The organism is Pseudomonas sp. Pse35 (assembly GCF_024519715.1).
Classification (GTDB): Bacteria; Pseudomonadota; Gammaproteobacteria; order Pseudomonadales; family Pseudomonadaceae; genus Aquipseudomonas; species Aquipseudomonas paracarnis.
In genome coordinates, this window is record NZ_JALJRP010000007.1 from 189,988 (window position 1) to 206,887 (window position 16,900).

12 protein-coding genes are annotated in these 16,900 nt (G+C 62.0%); 1 reads left to right on the top strand and 11 read right to left on the bottom strand.

Features of this window, described 5'->3' with window-relative positions; translation table 11 throughout:
- Window positions 1-4: 4 nt before the first annotated feature.
- From OC445_RS09280 to OC445_RS09330, 11 genes are all read right to left on the bottom strand, one after another.
- Window positions 5-2,458 carry a TonB-dependent siderophore receptor gene (locus OC445_RS09280; protein ID WP_198790409.1) on the bottom strand — a complete coding sequence of 818 codons (2,454 nt, stop codon included), beginning with the start codon at window positions 2,456-2,458 and terminating at the stop codon, window positions 5-7.
- A 92-nt stretch (window positions 2,459-2,550) separates the two neighbouring features.
- Window positions 2,551-3,501, bottom strand: a complete 951-nt coding sequence (locus OC445_RS09285) for a FecR domain-containing protein (RefSeq protein WP_198790408.1) — start codon at window positions 3,499-3,501, stop codon at window positions 2,551-2,553.
- Complete coding sequence (locus OC445_RS09290) at window positions 3,498-4,007, bottom strand: sigma-70 family RNA polymerase sigma factor (RefSeq protein WP_019819531.1); 510 nt, start codon at window positions 4,005-4,007, stop codon at window positions 3,498-3,500. Before OC445_RS09290 ends, OC445_RS09285 begins: the two co-directional genes overlap by 4 nt.
- A gap of 74 nt (window positions 4,008-4,081) precedes the next feature.
- The gene (locus tag OC445_RS09295) at window positions 4,082-5,527 is read right to left on the bottom strand and encodes an efflux transporter outer membrane subunit (protein ID WP_198790407.1); all 1,446 of its coding nucleotides are present in this window, start codon (window positions 5,525-5,527) and stop codon (window positions 4,082-4,084) included.
- Window positions 5,524-6,582, bottom strand: a complete 1,059-nt coding sequence (locus OC445_RS09300; protein ID WP_032878511.1) for an HlyD family secretion protein — start codon at window positions 6,580-6,582, stop codon at window positions 5,524-5,526. Before OC445_RS09300 ends, OC445_RS09295 begins: the two co-directional genes overlap by 4 nt.
- Window positions 6,583-6,597: 15 nt before the next feature.
- A complete protein-coding gene (locus tag OC445_RS09305) occupies window positions 6,598-8,133 on the bottom strand; it encodes an MFS transporter (RefSeq protein WP_054896854.1) in 1,536 nt (511 codons plus the stop codon).
- Between the two features lie 227 nt (window positions 8,134-8,360).
- Window positions 8,361-9,281 (bottom strand): LysR family transcriptional regulator, encoded by a 921-nt coding sequence (locus tag OC445_RS09310; protein WP_003187445.1) that lies wholly within the window; start codon window positions 9,279-9,281, stop codon window positions 8,361-8,363.
- A gap of 60 nt (window positions 9,282-9,341) precedes the next feature.
- Window positions 9,342-10,214, bottom strand: coding sequence for a TauD/TfdA dioxygenase family protein (locus OC445_RS09315; protein WP_198790406.1), 873 nt, complete (start codon window positions 10,212-10,214; stop codon window positions 9,342-9,344).
- A 214-nt stretch (window positions 10,215-10,428) separates the two neighbouring features.
- Complete coding sequence (locus tag OC445_RS09320) at window positions 10,429-11,793, bottom strand: HlyD family type I secretion periplasmic adaptor subunit (protein WP_116666400.1); 1,365 nt, start codon at window positions 11,791-11,793, stop codon at window positions 10,429-10,431.
- A complete protein-coding gene (locus OC445_RS09325) occupies window positions 11,783-13,939 on the bottom strand; it encodes a type I secretion system permease/ATPase (RefSeq protein WP_034125412.1) in 2,157 nt (718 codons plus the stop codon). Before OC445_RS09325 ends, OC445_RS09320 begins: the two co-directional genes overlap by 11 nt.
- Before the next feature lie 41 nt (window positions 13,940-13,980).
- Window positions 13,981-15,336 (bottom strand): TolC family outer membrane protein, encoded by a 1,356-nt coding sequence (locus OC445_RS09330; RefSeq protein WP_034125411.1) that lies wholly within the window; start codon window positions 15,334-15,336, stop codon window positions 13,981-13,983.
- A gap of 339 nt (window positions 15,337-15,675) precedes the next feature.
- On the opposite strand from OC445_RS09330, the gene OC445_RS09335 reads away from it, so the two are divergent.
- On the top strand, window positions 15,676-16,900 hold a 1,225-nt coding region (locus OC445_RS09335; protein WP_262020070.1), incomplete at its 3' end, for a retention module-containing protein.

Here is a 16,900-nt window from a genome sequence, read left to right on the forward strand (position 1 = left end):
TAAGTTACCAATCGTACGTCAGGCTCGACACCACCGTGCGTCCTTCCCCGTAGTAGCAATCCAGATCACTGGTGCACTGCGAGACGTAGGTCTTGTTGCTGAGGTTCTGCACGTTCATCGCCAGCTTCACGCCCTTGAGCTTGAGCGGCGAGGCGCCCAGGTCGTAGCTCAAGCTCGCATCGTAGACGCTGTAGGACGGCACGTTGAAAGCCCCTTCGTAGTCGTCGCCCAGGCTTTGACGGGCATAACGCACGCCCAGGCCCGCGCCCAACCCTGCCAAGGGCGTATCGCCGAGCACCGTGTAGTTGACCCACATCGAGGCGGTGAGTGGGGAGATGCCGGCCGGGTGGCGACCTTGGCGGCCATCGTTGTCCTTGGTGTATTTGACGTCATTGCGCGCAGCCGAGGCGACCACGTCCCAGGCATCACTCAAGACGGCCTTGGCTTCCAGTTCAACACCTCGCGAGCGCAGGGCGCCGCTTTGGGTGCTGAAGGTGGTGTCCACCGGGTTGGTGGTCAGCACGTTTTCCTGGTCCAGTTGGTACACAGAGGCCTGGATGAAGCTCTTCTGGCCCGGTGGCTGGAACTTCACGCCGACTTCGTACTGTTTGCCGGTGGACGGTTCGAAGGGTTTTCGGTTCGCATCGGTGCCGGCCAGCGGCAGGAAGGATTCCGAATAGCTGACGAAGGGCGACACGCCGTTATCGAACAGGTACACCAGGCCCGCACGGCCGGTGAATGCCTGGTCTTTGCTGGCAAAGCGGGTGTCCTGTATCGGCTCCTTGTTCACCACATTCGCCCAGTCATAGCGGCCACCGAGTACCAGCACCCATTTATCCAGCTTGATCTGGTCCTGCAGATACAGGCCGGTCTGGGTAATGGTGCGGTCCCAGCGGTACGGTTGGCCGAAGTTCAAGGGCTGGCCGTACACCGGTTTGAACAGGTCGATGATCGGCGGGTTGCGGTCATACAGGCCATGGAACTGCGAGTTGGAATGGTAGTAGTCCAGGCCAACGATGAAGGTGTGGGACAGTGCGCCCGTGTCGAATTCAGCCTGGGCGATGCTGTCCACGCCGAACACTTTGTTGGTCTGCGACCAGTCCACGCCGAAGCGTTGCAGGTAGCGTTGGTCCTGCACGCCGGTGTTGGGGTTGGCGACAAAGCGGTAGCCGTGCAAGGGCGCGGTGTAGCGGTCGTCGACCTCGGCGTAACGGGCGTTTTGCTTAAGGGTCCAGATGTCGTTGAGGCGATGGGAAACTTCGTAACCCAGCACGTATTGCTCGCGGTTGTACTGGTTGACGCCCGGCTCGCCGATAAACACATCGCGCTTGATCTTGCCGTTGGGGTTGTCCCACAGCGTGCCGGACGCCGGCAGGCCTTGGGCTTCGGGCACGCCTTTATCTTTCTGGTACTGGGCGAACAGGGTCAGGCTGGTGTCGTCGTTGGGGCGCCAGGTGAGGCTGGGGGCGATGAACTGGCGCTTGTTTTCGACGTAGTTGATTTCGTCTTGCGCGTCATTCGCCAGGCCAGTCAGGCGGTAGAGAAACTGCCCCTCCTCGTCCAACGGGCCGCTCAGGTCGATGGCCGCGCTTTTGTGTTCGTAGGTGCCGGCTTCCAGTACCACTTGGTGTATCGGCGTTTCGCTGGGGCGCTTGCTGACCATATTGACGATACCGCCCGGCTGGTTCTGGCCGTAAAGCACGGACGCCGGGCCTTTGAGCACTTCGATGCGTTCCAGGGAATACGGTTCGATCTGCAACGCGCCCCCGGTGCTGCCTCCGCCATAAGGCAGGTGCAGACCGTCCAGGTACAGCGGCGTGGGCGAGAAGCCGCGTGACGTCGGCTCATCGAACAATTTGACTCGGTCGGCAAAACCACCCGCGCTCATACCTGGGGTGTAGAGCAACGCCTGGGTGACACTCTGGGCGCCACGTGCCTTGATCTCGGCGGCGGTGATCACGTTGATCGTCTGGGGAATTTCCACCAGCGCCGAGTCGGTCTTGCTGCCCGAGGCGCTGCGCTTGGCGACAATACCGTCCACCGGGCCCCAGGCGCTTTCCTGCTCCTGCCGGCCACTTATCTGGGTCGCGCCCAACTGCAAGGCTCCGTCGCCGGAAAGGGCCTGCAACGACCAACCGCCCTGGGATTGCACCGCCGCCAAACCGCTGCCCGCCAGCAAGCGCTGCAACCCCGAACCTACGCCGTAACGCCCTTTCAAGCCGGCGCTGCGCTTGCCGTCGGTGAGCGATGCGTCAACCGACAGCAAGATGCCTGAGGCACTGGCGAAACGGTTCAACGCCTGGTCGAGGCTGCCCGCGGGAATGTCATAGCTGCGCAGCGCTTCGGTGCTTTCTTCGGCTTGAACCATGCTCGGCAGTACAGGCGCCGTTGCCAGCAGGCCGGCAAACAGGCCACGACGCAGCGCGCGGGCCAAAGGTTGGATTGGGTGGTGCGACATGGCAGGACTCCCCGTGAGAACGCTTCTTGATTGGCTTTCAAGAGGTATCCCGAACGGGCCGCAGAAACCGACAAGCCCTGTACAAAGTATTTTCAGACCCGCGCCTTGATCGTTACCCAGTAACGGGTCACCGCCTGCACGTGCACGGGCAATGAACGCTCCAAGGCCGCCAGGATCGCGTCGGTGTCGTTCAGCGGGAACACGCCGGTCAACAGCAGGTTCGACACCGCCTGATCACAGCGCAACAGGCCCGGGCGGTAGCGACTCAGTTGCGCCACGAACTCACCCAACGGCTGACGTTCGGCAACCAGACGATGCTCGGTCCAACTGCTGGCATTGGCGCTCACTGCCGGCAACGCGGTGCTTTGGCGTGCGTTGAACCACAGGCTGTCCCCTGCCTGCATATGCACCGGCGTGCCCTGCAACGGCGTGACCCGCAGGCGACCTTCGTACAAATCCACACGGCTGCCGTCGGGCAATTCACGTACCGCAAAGCGCGTGCCCAACGCCTGTACATCACCGGCAGGCGTTTCGACGATCAGCGGGCGCGAGGCATCGTGGCCGCTGGTCAGCAAGACCTCGCCACGGATCAGCCGAATACGTCGTTCGGTAGCGCTGAAACGCAGGTCTACGGCGCTGTCACTGTTAAGGTCCAGTTGCGTGCCGTCGCTCAAGGTCATATGGCGAATTTCGCCCGTGGCGGTACGCAGCTCTGCAAAGGCCGCCTGCCAGGGCTCGCTGCGTTGCACCAGATAGCCGCTGCCACCGGCCACCAACAACAGGCCGAGCAATTTGAGCGCGGCGCGGCGCTGGGTATCCGGGGTGTCGCGCAATACGGCGCGAGCGCTGTCGGCGGGTACGCCGCCAAGGGTGTGTTGCAGCTGCTGCAAGCGCTGCCAGGCGCGGCGGTGTTCCGGGTCAGCGGCCTGCCAGCGGGCGAACGCCTGGCGCTGCTCGCCCTTGAGCTCGCCGCCCCATTGCAGCATCAACCACTCGCTGGCTTGCTCGACAATCGCAGGGGCGATGGGCGCGTCGCGCTTCATTCTTCGTACACCACCTGGTAGCAGGCGACGATGGCCCGGGTCATGTACTTCTGCACCGAGCTGACGGTGACGCCCAGGCGCTCGGCGATTTGCGCATAGCTCAAGCCTTCGAACTGCGACAGCAAAAACGCACGGCGCACATTGTCGGGCATGCGATCGAGCATGGCGTCGATCTGCATCAGGGTTTCGAGGATCAGCGCGCGGGTTTCCAGGGACGGCGACTCGGGCTCGGGCAGGTGCGCGATGCTTTCCAGGTACGCACGCTCGATGCGCAGGCGGCGCCATTGGTCGATCACCAGGTTGCGGGCGATCTGCGCCAAGTAGCTGCGGCTTTCTTTGTCACCCGGGAAGCGCCCGGCCACCAGCAGGCGCAGGAAGGTGTCCTGAGCCACATCGGCGGCCTGTTCCCGGTCGCCCAGACGCTTGCGCAACCAGCCTTGCAGCCAGCCATGATGGTCGCGGTACAGGATGTGAAGCTGTTGCTGGCCGTCAGTCGCGATGCCCATGAAAAGCTCAGAAGTGTTATTGAGAGCAATTATCATTACATCTTATTTGGCGACTGACAAAAACTCTTTCTCGCTCAGCGCACAGCGGTCTGCAACGGGTACACCGACTCCCACCCTCCTCCCAGCGCTTTGTACAGCCCGACCATGGCCAACGACACGCCGGTGGAGCTTTCCACCCACTGCTCCTGCGTCGCCAGCAATGCGCTTTGCACGGTGAGTACGTTGACGAAATCCGCCACGCCTTCGACGTACTGATGTTGCGCAGTGGTCAGTGCGATCTGGTTCTGGCGCACCGCTTCGGCCAGGCTGTCGCGACGCAGTTGGCTGGCGTTGTAGCGGGACAGTTGATCATCGATTTCATGCCAGGCGCGTAGCACGGTTTGCTGGTAGGCCAGCGCCGCTTCCTGTTGCTGGGCTTCACGCAAATCGACCATGCCTTGCAGGCGCCCGCCGTTGAACAGCGGTAGGCTCAATTGCGGGCCGAAGGCAAAGGCACGGGAACCCCAGGAGCCGAAATCCGAGAGTTGCATGGCTTGGGAGCCCAGGCTGCCAGACAGGGTGATACGTGGGTAAAAGTCGCCCTTGGCCACGCCGATGCTGGCAGTGGCGGCGTGCAAGCGAGCCTCTGCCTGACGGATGTCTGGGCGGCGCTCGGCGAGTTCCGATGGCAGGCCGATCGCGACCTGGCGCTGTGTTTGCGGCACAGGGGCGTCTTTGGACAGCTGCGCGTACAGCGCCTGGGGTGGCTCGCCCATCAGCAGGCTCAGGGCGTTGATCAACTGGTCCTGACGCTGCTGCAGATCCGGCAGGCGCGCTTCGATAGCCGCGACCTGGGCGGCGGCTTCGGCCACGTCCAAGTCGGTCGCCACGCCGTCGGCCAACCGCAATTGCGAGAGCTTGAGGCTGTGGCGCGCAACGTCGAGGTTTTGCTCGGTGACAGCGCGGGTGTTTTGGACGCCGCGCAGTTGGATGTAGTCCTGGGCGGTCTCGGCCAGTACCGACAACAACACGGCGCGACGGTCGTTTTCGGCGACTTCCAGGGTGGCGTCGGCGGCTTCGGTTTCGCGCTTGACCCGGCCCCAGAAGTCCAGTTCCCAAGAAGCGGAGAAGCCCATGTCCCATTGGTTGAAGGCTGCGCGGCCATTCTCGCCGGAAGGGTCGTTCAAACCTTTGCCGCTGTTGCGCTTGCGCTGGTAACCGCCGCCCGCATCGACATTCGGGTAGCGCTCGGCGGTGGTTACCTGACGTACCGCGCGGCTCTGTTGCAGGCGGCTGCTGGCCAACTTCAGGTCGAGGTTATCGCTGAGGGCGCGGCGTGTCAGGGCTGAGAGCTGCGCGTCGTGGAACACGTCCCACCAGCGCTCCTGCAAGGGATCGCTGACGGCACGGCTGGCAGCTTGTCGGCCCTGAGGTTCGCTCCATTGATTGATCTGCGGGCTCTCGGGCCGCTGGAAGTCGGGACCGACCGTGCAGGCACTCAGGCTGATCAGGCTCAAGGTGAGCCAGGCGAGGTGTTTCATTGCTGGGCCACCTCACGCTGTTGCGCGACCGGCCGGGTGTCGACGCTGGCTTCCACCGACATGCCGACGCGCAAACGCTCGGTCAGTGGCTGGTTCGGTTCCAGGACGATCTTCACCGGAATACGCTGCACCACCTTGGTGAAGTTGCCGGTGGCGTTGTCGGGCTTGACCGAGGCGAAGGTCACCCCGGTGGCAGGCGCCAGGCTTTCCAGATGGCCTTTGAGCAGTTCGCCGTCAAGGCTGTCGACGCTGACTTGCACCGCTTGCCCCGCGTGCATATGCGACAGTTGGGTCTCTTGGAAATTGGCCACCACGTAGGCTTCGGCCAGTGGCACCACCGCGAGGATCTTGCTGCCCGGTGTCACATAGGCGCCGACCCGCACCGCACGCTCACCGACCATGCCATCCACCGGTGCGACAATGCGCGTGTAAGACAGCTGATAACTGGCCATTTCCAGCGCGGCCTGGGCGCGTTTGAGCCCACCTTCGGCGGCGTCGCGCTGGGCGGTGAGGATTTCCACCTGCTTGCGTTCGGCGGCCAGCACGGCGGTGGATTTGGCCAGGCGCGCGGTAGCCTGGTCGATGCGGGTCTTGGCTTGCTGGGCGTTCTGCACGGTGCCCGCACCAACGCCAGCGAGGTGGTTGTAGCGATTCAGTTCATGCTCGGCAAACGCCACTTCTGCGCGATCTGCTGCCACGGTGGCCTGGGCCTGGGCGATCACCGAGCTTTGGCGCTCCAGGGTCGCGCTGGCGTTTTTCAGCTGGGCCTGAGCGACCAGGGTGTCGGCATCGGCGGCCTGGGCGGCGGCGCGAAAATCGCGGTCGTCGATCAACGCCAACAGTTGGCCAGCCTTGACGCGCTGGTTGTCTTCTACCAGCACTTCCTTGATGAAGCCTGCCACCCGCGGCGCCACCAGAGTGAAGTCGGCGGCGACAAAGGCGTCGTTGGTGGTCTGGTGCTTGCTGCCCAGTACGCCCGGCGCAACCAGGTAAACCAACACGCCGACGGCAAATACAGCAATAACGGAGACGGCAATTTTGTCTTTGCGTTTCATGGAAAGTCCTTGAGGTCAGGCCGGAGCGCGAGGCGGATAGATCCGCGTGGGCATCCAGAAAATCAGCAGGATCAACGCCACCGCGACACCGGCCATGACGACGTAAAGATCCGAAGAGGTCAGCACCACGGTCTGCTCGTGCAAGCGGTGGGCGAGGCCCGGCGCGTCAGCGTCGGCCAGGGGCGAATTGCCCAGGCGGTCCACCAACATGGTTGAATGGAAATGCCCGCGCTGGGTGGTCAATGTATCCAGCACCGCAGTGGCGATTACCGCAGCCAGGCCCTTGACCGTATTGAACCAGGCCGAAGCGAAAGGCCCTTCAATGGGTTGAATACTGCCGGTAGACAACATCAGCAGCGGCAGCACGGCCATCGGCTGACCGAAAATCTGCAGCAGGTACCAGCCATAAAAGTCGTCACGAATCCACGCCGAGGTCAGGTGCGAGCTGCCGATGCAGCACAGCACCAACATGCTCAGGCCAATGCCCAGCACCCAGCGGCAATCGACCCAGCGCAGGTTGCACAGCGCCGCCACCAGCGGCAGCGCAATCAACTGTGGCAGCGCCATCAGCAGCATCACCGGCGCAGTTTGCAGCGGCCGGTAGCCCTGGACCTGGGCGAGGAAACTCGACGGGATGATGATCACCGAGGTCAGCACCATCAGCACGCCGGCCAGCACGATCAGGGCGAAGGCCAGGTTGCGCAGGCCGAGCATCTGCAGGTTGAAGAAGGGCAGCGGCTGTGACCATTCGTTGAGCATGAACAGCACCAGCAACACTGTGCCGCCACACAGCAGGAAGGTAATCAGGCCCGACTCGAACCAGTCCAGGCGATTGCCTTGCAACAGGCCGATCACCAGCATGCAAATCGCCGGGAAGCCCAACAGCAAACCACGCCAGTTGAACTGCTTGAAGCGCTCCAGGCGCAGCGGGTCTTGTGGCAAGCCATAGGCCACGGCCGCCATGGCCAGCAGGCACGGCGCGACGATCTGCCAGAACGCCCACTGCCAACCGACGTATTCGGTCCACAACGCCGCCAGCGGCGTGCCCAGGCTGGGGCCGAAGGTGGCGGTCAGCGCGTAACCGGCCAACCCGTACAACTTGACGTTGGCCGGCAAAAAACGCAGCGCCACGGTCATCAGCATCGGCGGCAGCGCGCCACCCGCCAGGCCTTGCACGGTACGCAGCAGCAACAGGCTTTCGTAGTTCGGCGCGAACGGGCAGAGGATGCCCAGCACGGTGAACAAACCGATGGCGCACAGCGTGAAACGGCGCAGGGAAAACGTCACCGAACACCACGGCGCGAAGGCCATGGCTGCCACGGAGGTGGCGGTGTAGGCGGCGACCAGCCACGTGCCTTCATCAAAGCCGATGTACAGCGCGCCACGGATATCGGCGAGAGCAACCTTGGTGACCATCTCGTTGAGACCGGAAACCAGTACCGCCAGCAATACGCCGAGCAAGCCGATGATGATGCGCGGGCCGAATACGGGTGGGCTCAGAGCCGTAGGTTTGGCTGCGGCCTGGAGGACGGGGGCAGCGAGGGACGTCATGAACAGGTGACTCGGAATGAGAAATACCTGAGCAGTTTAATCGGGCACTCTCATGACAAAAAGTTACTTGTTGGCAGGTTATAAGTGCGTCAGACGCAACTTTGAACATCAACACTGAACCCTGTGGGAGCTGGCTTGCCTGCGATAGCGCCAGTTCAGTAACAGATTCAGTGACTGACACCCCGCCTTCGCAGGCAAGCCAGCTCCCACATTCATCCGCGTTCGCTTTATACCGGCTGGGCTTCTAGCCAGGTGGCATGACAGCTCTCGCGCATGGTTTCGCGCAGCCACTTATGGGCCGGGTCTTTGTCGAAGCGTGGGTGCCAGGATTGGGCCAGGACCAGGGTTTGCAGTGGAATCGGCAAGGCAAATGCGCGCAGTGGCAGGTTCAGACGCTTGGCGCTCAGGAGGGCTTCCTTGGGTACCGGCAACAGCAGGTCGGAATCGGGCAGCATGAACATCGCACCGTGAAAGCCTGGGGCGATCATGGCCACACGGCGCTCCAGGCCTTGGGCATTCAACGCGGTATCGATGGGCCCACGGGCGATGCCGCGCCGGGAGATGCTGATGTGGGAGTAGCTGGCAAAGCGTGCCGCCGTGATTTCTTCGTCGAACAGCGGGTGATCTTGTCGTGCCAGGCCGACAAAGGTGGTGGAGAACAGGTTCTGCACCTTCACTTCCGGGCTGGCAGGCATGGTGTTGCTCACCCGCAAGTCCAACCGCCCTTCGCGCAGGGCTTCATCGTCAGTGTCGCCTTCGGGCACAAAGCGCAGCTCACACAACGGCGCCACACGCTCCATGGTGTCGAACAGTCGCCCGCCATACACGCCGATGAAAAAGTCATTGGCGCGCACGCTGAAGCGGCGGCGCAAGGTGCTCAAATCGACTTGGTCCGCCGAACGGAACAGCAACGCAGCCTGCTCCACCACATTGCGCACCTGGCCTTGCAGCTCGAGCGCCTTGGGCGTCGGCACCAGGCCACGGCCGGCACGCACCAGGATCGGGTCACCGACCGCTTCACGGATACGCGTGAGGGTGCGGCTCATGGCGGCCGGGCTGAGGTTCATCCGCCGCGCGGCGCCCACCACACTGCCCTCGTCGAGCAACGCGTCGAGGGCGACCAGCAGGTTCATGTCCGGTAGTTGCATGCCAAGCACTCGTAATCGGTTGGGAGTGAACTGGGCGCAATCCTAGCAGGCTTTATCGGGTTAGAAAGGCGCATCACCCTGAATCGTGGTGCGGTACAACTTGCGGCGCAGCTGGCTTGGGCAACCAGCGGCCAAATGGATCAGCGAGCGGTTGTCCCAGAACACCAGGTCGTGGGGCTGCCACTGATGACGGTAGATATTTTCCGGCAGCACGCTGTAGGCATAGAGCTGGGCCAGTAGGTCACGGCTTTCGTCATCGGGCAAGCCGACGATACGGGTGGTGAAGCCCTCGCTGACGAACAGCGCCTTACGGCCGTTTTCCGGGTGGGTGCGCACAACGGGGTGCACCACTTCGGCAACCTGGGCGAGCTGTTCGGGGGTAAGGGTTGGGCGCCAGTTGCCTTCGAATTTGGTCTCGCTGTAGCGCGCCGTGTAGGAATGCGCGGCGCTGCGGCCTTCGACCGCGTTGCGCAGGTGACCTGGCAAGTGCTCCCAGGCTTTGTGCATATCGGCGAACAGAGTGTCGCCGCCTTCAGATGGCAGTTCCTGGGCATGCAGCATCGAACCCAGGCTGGGCAGTTCTTTGTATGAGAGGTCCGAATGCCAGAACTTGCCTGCATCCCCCAGGCCGATGGATTGGCCGTTCTCGATGATGTTGGAAACGATCAGGATCTCGGGGTGGTTGGCCAACAGGAACTGCTTGAGCACATGGATCTGCAACACGCCGAAACGGCGGCTGAAGGCGATCTGTTGTTCGGGGGTGATGCGTTGGTCGCGGAACACGATGACGTGGTAGTCCAAGTGTGCGCGATGGATGCGGGCGAAGTCCTGGTCGTTGACTGGGCGGGATAAGTCCAGGCCGATGATCTCGGCGCCGACACTGCCGGGGAAGGGGTGGATGTCGAAGGTTTGGAGGGCGGTGGTGGCAGACATTTGATTCATTCCCGGCGGACAGGGGAGTGAATTTATAGGCATAAGGATGGAAGCTTAAATACCGTTAGCGCATATGGATATGGCGTTTGGTTTGAGCTGTAGCGTGATGCTGACGGCCTCACCGGGGCAAGCCCCCTCCCACATTCTGATTGGTGAATATATTCAAATGTGGGAGCTGGCTTGCCTGCGATGAGGTCGGTACAGGCGCTGAAGTTCAACGCTCGTGCAACGCCTCGGCCCGCGCCTTGATGATCGGCTTGAGCAGGTAGCTTAGGATGCTTTTCTTGCCGGTGATGATATCCACCGAAGCAACCATGCCAGGGATGATCAGCAGCGGTTTCTCATCCGTACCCAAGTGGCTGCGGTCAGTGCGCAAAGTGATCATGTAGTAGGTCGTCTTCTTGTCTTCATCCGTGATGGTGTCGGCGCCGATGCGTTCGAGCTTGGCCTTCAGGCCACCGTAGATCGTGTAGTCGTAAGCGGTGAACTTGACCACCGCTTCCTGCCCTGGGTGCAGGAAGGCGATGTCTTGCGGGCGGATCTTGGCTTCTACCAGCAGGGTGTCGTCCAGCGGCACGATTTCAACCATATCGCTGCCCGGCTGGATCACACCCCCAACGGTGTTGACCAGCAACTGCTTGACGATCCCGCGCACTGGCGAGGTGACCAGGGTGCGGCTGACCCGGTCTTCCAGCGCGCGGCCGGTGGACTCGGCCTTGTTCAGTTCAGTACGGGCTTCGTTGAGTTGGGTCAGGGCTTCGCTGCGGAATTTGCCGCGGGTTTCATCGATCTTGCGTTGCACTTCCTTGATCGCCGATTCAGCACGCGGGATCGCCAGGGTGGTGGCGTCCAACTGCCCGCGGGTTTCCATTTCGGCGCGCTTGAGGCGCAGCACTTCTACCGGCGACACCGCGCCCTGGGCCACCAGCGGCTCGGACATGTTGATTTCCTGGCGTTGCAGGGACAACTGGCTGCGGTATTGGCCCTGCTTGGAGGTGAACTCGCGCAGTTCCTGTTGGCGTTGCACGAGTTGTTCCTGCAAGCCGCCGACTTCGTCTTTCAACTGCTGGCGGCGGCTTTCATACAAGGAGCGCTCGTTGGCGGCCTGGCTCGGCGCGGCCTTGAGCACCTCGTCAGGGATGTTCAGCGGGCGGTCATCCACCTGGGCGCTCAAACGCTCGACACGCAGTTGCATGGCCAGGCGCAGGGCTTCGGTTTCCCCGGCGTTGGAGACAAACCGCGTGTCGTCGAGACGAATCAACGGCGCGCCAGCCTCTACGATCTGGCCTTCCTTGACGTACAGCTCGGCGACGATGCCGCCTTCAAGGTTCTGGATTTTCTGCAGCTTGGACGACGGAATCGCCTTGCCGTCGCCACGGGTCACTTCGTCGATCTGGGAGAAACCGGCCCACACCACCAGAAATACAAAGAACGCGATGATTGCCCAGATGGTCAGGCGGATGACCCGTGGCGCATCTTCGATCAGCGCCTTGTTGACCTCGGGCAGCGGCTGGCCCTGCAGCGAATCGGAGCCTTTGAAGTAGCGGCCGACCGCACTCTTGATGGAATTAAGCAACACTGATCTGCCCCTTCTTCAACGCTTCCATGACCACGGCTTTCGGGCCGTCCGCGAGAATCTGCCCACGGTCGACCACCAGCAGGCGATCAACCAGGGAGAGCAGTGAGGCTCGGTGCGTGACCAGCACCACGGTTTTGTTTTGCACCACGGCTTGCAGGCGTTGCTTCAAGCGTTCTTCGCCGGTGTTGTCCATGGCGCTGGTGGGTTCGTCCAGCAGCAGCATGGGCGGGTTGAGCAGCAGCGCACGGGCCAGGGCAACGTTCTGGCGCTGGCCGCCGGACAGGTTCTGCCCACGCTCGCCGACTTGCAGTTCGTAGCCTTGGGGATGCAGACGGGCAAATTCGTGCACGCCAGCCAGTTCGGCGGCTTGCAGGACCATTTCATCCTCGACGTAGCGCGCACCGCTGACCAGGTTGTCGCGCAGGGTGCCGGCCAGCAATTGAATGTCTTGGGCGACATAGCCGATGTTGTGGCGCAGCTCGCTCACGTCGATCTGGCGCACGTCCACGCCGTCCACCAGCAAGGAGCCGGAGTCGGGTTGGTAAAGGCCGACGATCAACTTGGCCAGGGAGCTTTTGCCCGAGCCGCTGCGGCCGATGATGCCGATTTTTTCCCCTGGCTTGATCACCAGGTTGATGTTTTTCAGCGCCAGGTTCTGCTGGTTCGGGTAAGTGAAGTTCAGGCCCCGGCACTCGATGGCGCCTTGCAGGGTGCGACGGCTCATGGGGCGCTCTTCGAAGTTGCGCTCCTGAGGCAGCTCCATCATCTGGTCCACCGAGGTCATGGTGACCTTGGCTTGCTGATAGCGCGTCAGCAGGCCCGACAGCGAGGCCAGCGGGCTCAAGGCACGGCCACTGAGCATGTAGCAGGCAATCAGGCCGCCCATGCTGAGGTTGCCGTCGATGATCTGGTACACGCCGAACACGATCATGATCACGCCGGCCAGTTGCTGGATCAGCAGGGTCATGTTCATCGACAGGCCCGACAGCAACTTCACCCGAAGCTCAAGCCGGCTCAGGGTACCGATGGTCTGTTCCCAGCCGTACTGACGCTCGCTCTCGGCATTGTTGACCTTGACCGCATCAAGCCCGGCGAGGGTTTCGATCAGGCTCGACTGGCGCTCGGCGGCCAGCGCCATGGTGCGTTCCATGGTCGCGACCAAGGGCTTTTGCAAGGCGTAGCCGATGCCCAGGGCCAGTGGGAACGCCAGCACCGGGATCCACACCAGGTGCCCGCCGAGAATGGCGATGACCAGGAAGATCAGCAGCGTAAACGGCAAGTCGATCAGGCTGGTGAGGGTCAGCGACGCGAGGAAGTCGCGCAGGCTTTGAAACTCATGGATGTTCTGCGCGAAGCTGCCGACCCGCGCCGGGCGGTATTTCATGGACATGCCGACGATGCGCTCGAACAGCGTGGCCGAGATGATCAGGTCGGTCTTTTTACCGGCCAGGTCCAGGCACAGGCTGCGCAGGCTTTTGAGGATCAGGTCGAACAGGTAGGCACCGCAGATGCCCACGGCCAGCACCCACAGGGTGGCGGTGGCCTGGTTCGGCACAACGCGGTCGTACACGTTCATCACGAACAGCGGCGCGGCCATGGCGATGATGTTGATCAGGAAACTGGCGGCGATGGCGTCGGTGTAGAGCCAGCGTGAACGCATGAGGGTGTCACGGAACCACGAGCGCGCCCGCGGAATCAGGCTGCCGTGGTTGACGTCGAACTTGTGCTGCGGCTGTGCAAAGAAGACTTTGCCGATGTAGTCGTCGGCCAGTGCTTCGCGCTTGATCAGCACTTCACCGCCGTCGCTTTCGCTGAGCAGGATCCGCGCTTCATCTTCGCCCTCCCAGCCCACCAGCACGGTACTGCGACCGTCCTTGAGCAACAGCAGCGCCGGCAGTGCAATGGTCGGGATCTGTTCCAACTTGCGTTGCAGCAGCCGGCCTTGCAACCCGGCCCGCGCAGCGGCACGCGGCAGCAGTTCGGCACTCAAGCGTTGCGAAGGCAGCGGCAGGCCGGTGGTGAGCATGGCCGCACTGGCCGGTTTTTGATGCAGGGCGCAGAGCGCCAACAACCCGTCGAGTAACGGGTCGTCGTGCAGTGCGCGTGGATCATGACTGAGATGAACTCGACTGACTTCAGGTTCCACGCGGGGCACTCTCGACTAACAGATGGGGCTATTGGGGTGGCTCAATTCATCCCAGGCAGTTGGACTTTAGGTTTCACGTCGTTCTGCACGACGGAGGCCATTGGTGCAACCACTCCCTGGCTCTTGAGCAATTCGCCCATGGTCGCCTTGATTCGGTACTGAGTAAATAACTGAATGTTCTTGATTTCTTCCAGGCGGCGGGAAGCGGTGAACAATTCATTTTCGCTGTCGAGCAAATCCAACAGCGTACGTTGACCAAGGCTGAACTGTTGCTGGTAGGACGTGCGTACGCGGGTGCTGTGATCCACGTACTGCTGGGCGACCGGCAATTGCGCATTGGCGTTGTTCAGGGCGTTCCAGGCCAAGCCTAGTTCTTCATTGAGTTGGCGCAAGGCATTGTTACGGATGTCCAGCGCCTGGTTGGCCTGGTAGGACTTCGATTGCAGGTCGGCCTTGTTGCTGCCACCGGCGAACAGGTTGAAGCGCATGCGCACCATGGCTTCCCAACCATTGCTGTGGTTGGGATCACCGGAGACGTTGTTGTCGGCGTTGGTACCCAATTCAGCGTCAAAACGCGGATAGAAGTTGGACTTGGCGGCGTCGTACTGCTTCTCGGCGGCAGAGATATCCGACTCGGCCGAACGCAGGATCGGGCTGTTGTCGAGCATCTGGCGACGCGCTTCATTCAGGTCTGCCGGCAGCATGGCCATGAATGGGGCCGGACGCTCGAGTTCGTCGGGCATCTGGCCGACGGCGCTGAGGTAGTTGACCTGCGCATCGGCCAGGTTGGTCTGCTCGGTGATCAAGTTGTTACGGGCCTGGGCCAGGCGCGCTTCGGCCTGGTCCTGGTCGGCACCGTTGCCGACGCCGCGCTCGGTGCGCAACTTGATCTGGTCGTAGATGCGTTCGTGGTTGCGCAGGTTATCTTCGGCCAGGCGTACGAACTCACGACGGGTCAATACTTCCAGGTAAACCTGGGCAACGGTCAGCGCGGTGCGCTCGGAAGTCCCGAGCAAAGAGTAAGCGCGGGAATTAACGTTGGCTTGTTGACGCCCGACTTCGCTGGAGGTGGCGAAACCGTCAAAAATCATTTGCTGCAGGCGCAGGCTGGATTCACCGCGGTTGAGCGTGTCCCAGTGATTGCCGCCAGGATTGTTGGCGCGGGTGGTGGCGTTGTCGGTTCCTTGGCGGCCGTAACCGGCGTTCAGGTCGACACGCGGCAGGTAGCCGCCTTGTGCGGCGCGCAATTGGTAATCGGCAGCGATGCGGCTGTTAACACCTGCCTGGATTTCCGGGTGTACATCCAATGCCTGTTGCATGGCTTGGGGCAGTGTCTGGGCTTGTACGAAACTGGCGGCGAGAACGAACGGTATTGCCTTGAACAGGTGCAGACGCATTTAAAATTCCCTAGGACTTCTTGTCTCAAATCACAGCGATTGGCACCGCTGCGTCGGATAATGGCTACCGTAATGACCGTACGTCGGAAAGTTCAAAAAGCGGAACTGCTTCACACACATGTAGGACGGTTCGCCGCATAAATATCAATGTGACATTACGGGGCCGATTGTTTAGGATGGCGGCCCTAAGGTCAATAGTTTGGCACTAACTAGATAGCTAAAAAATCTAGCCAATTATTTGACGTCAATGCATATATAGACTACGCCCTCCCAATTGGCAGCCCTAATAGCGCGCTGCGAAATGGAATTTGTCGAAACGGATCGCCGGAGAAAATTTTAATGAGCAGTGTTGTTGCCATCGTCAAAAGCATTGTTGGTCAAGTTTTCGTTATTTCTCCGGAAGGTGCTCGGCGCGTCCTCGTTGAAGGTGATCGCTTGTTCGCGGGCGACCAGATCGACACCGGTATGTCGGGCGCCGTGAGCCTGGAGCTGGCCGACGGTCGCATTCTGGACCTGGGCCGTGACACCCAGTGGAGCGCCGACCTGCCGGACTCCAGCCTCGACCTCGCCGCTGCCAGCGAGCAAGCCGCGCCATCGGTTGCCGAGCTGCAACAAGCCATCGCCGCTGGCGCCGACCCGACCACCGACCTGGAAGCCACTGCCGCCGGCGCAAACGCTGCCGGTAACGGCGCAGCCGGGGGTGGCCACAGCTTCGTGGTGCTGGACGCGACCGCCGGCCGTGTCGATCCGACCATCGGCTTCCCCACCGGTACGCTTGGACAGGGTACTTCGGCTCTCAACGCGCTGACCGGCGCCCCAGGCTCAGCTGATGCGGGCAACCTGGTGCTGCAGCCTTCGACCCTGTCCCTGAGCGCAACGCCCACCATCACCGAAGCCGGTGGTGTGCTGACCTACACCGCGACCGTGACGCGACCATCCAGCAGCGACCTTACCGTCACCTTGTCCAATGGCGCGGTGATTACTATCCCGTCAGGCCAACTGACCGGTACGGTCAACGTACCCCTGGCGCCCAACGACACCCCGTACAACGACCCGAGCCAGATCAGCGTGGGCGTTACGGGCACCACCGGTGGCGGCAACCTGGTATTGACCATCGACCCTAACCCGGCCGTGACGCAGATCACCGACACCATCGACACCACCACGGTCACCCTAACCGCGGGTTCGACCGTGACCGAAGGCGGCCAGATCACCTACACCGCCACCTTGACCAACCCGGCGCAGACGCCGGTGAATGTCACCTTGAGCAATGGCTCGGTGATCACGATCAAGGCCGGTGAATCGACGGGCAGCGTTGTCGTAGATACGCCAGCTAACGACGTCTACAACAGCGGTTCGACGGTCAGCACCACGATCACGGGCGCAACGGGCGGTAACTTCGAGAACCTGGTACCGAATACCACGCCAGCGGTCACCACCATTACCGATTCGATCGACACCACCACGGTCACCCTGACCGCTGGTTCGACCGTGACCGAAGGCGGCCAGATCACCTACACCGCCACCCTGACCAACCCAGCGCAGACCCCGGTGAACGTCACCT

What these genes read in the sequence shown, in the direction of transcription:
- OC445_RS09295 (WP_198790407.1), bottom strand. Translation starts at nt 5,527, where the DNA reads ATGAAACACCTCGCCTGGCTCACCTTGAGCCTGATCAGCCTGAGTGCC.
- OC445_RS09300 (WP_032878511.1), bottom strand. Translation starts at nt 6,582, where the DNA reads ATGAAACGCAAAGACAAAATTGCCGTCTCCGTTATTGCTGTATTTGCC.
- OC445_RS09290 (WP_019819531.1), bottom strand. Translation starts at nt 4,007, where the DNA reads ATGGGCATCGCGACTGACGGCCAGCAACAGCTTCACATCCTGTACCGC.
- OC445_RS09330 (WP_034125411.1), bottom strand. Translation starts at nt 15,336, where the DNA reads ATGCGTCTGCACCTGTTCAAGGCAATACCGTTCGTTCTCGCCGCCAGT.
- OC445_RS09305 (WP_054896854.1), bottom strand. Translation starts at nt 8,133, where the DNA reads ATGACGTCCCTCGCTGCCCCCGTCCTCCAGGCCGCAGCCAAACCTACG.
- OC445_RS09285 (WP_198790408.1), bottom strand. Translation starts at nt 3,501, where the DNA reads ATGAAGCGCGACGCGCCCATCGCCCCTGCGATTGTCGAGCAAGCCAGC.
- OC445_RS09280 (WP_198790409.1), bottom strand. Translation starts at nt 2,458, where the DNA reads ATGTCGCACCACCCAATCCAACCTTTGGCCCGCGCGCTGCGTCGTGGC.
- OC445_RS09315 (WP_198790406.1), bottom strand. Translation starts at nt 10,214, where the DNA reads ATGTCTGCCACCACCGCCCTCCAAACCTTCGACATCCACCCCTTCCCC.
- OC445_RS09310 (WP_003187445.1), bottom strand. Translation starts at nt 9,281, where the DNA reads ATGCAACTACCGGACATGAACCTGCTGGTCGCCCTCGACGCGTTGCTC.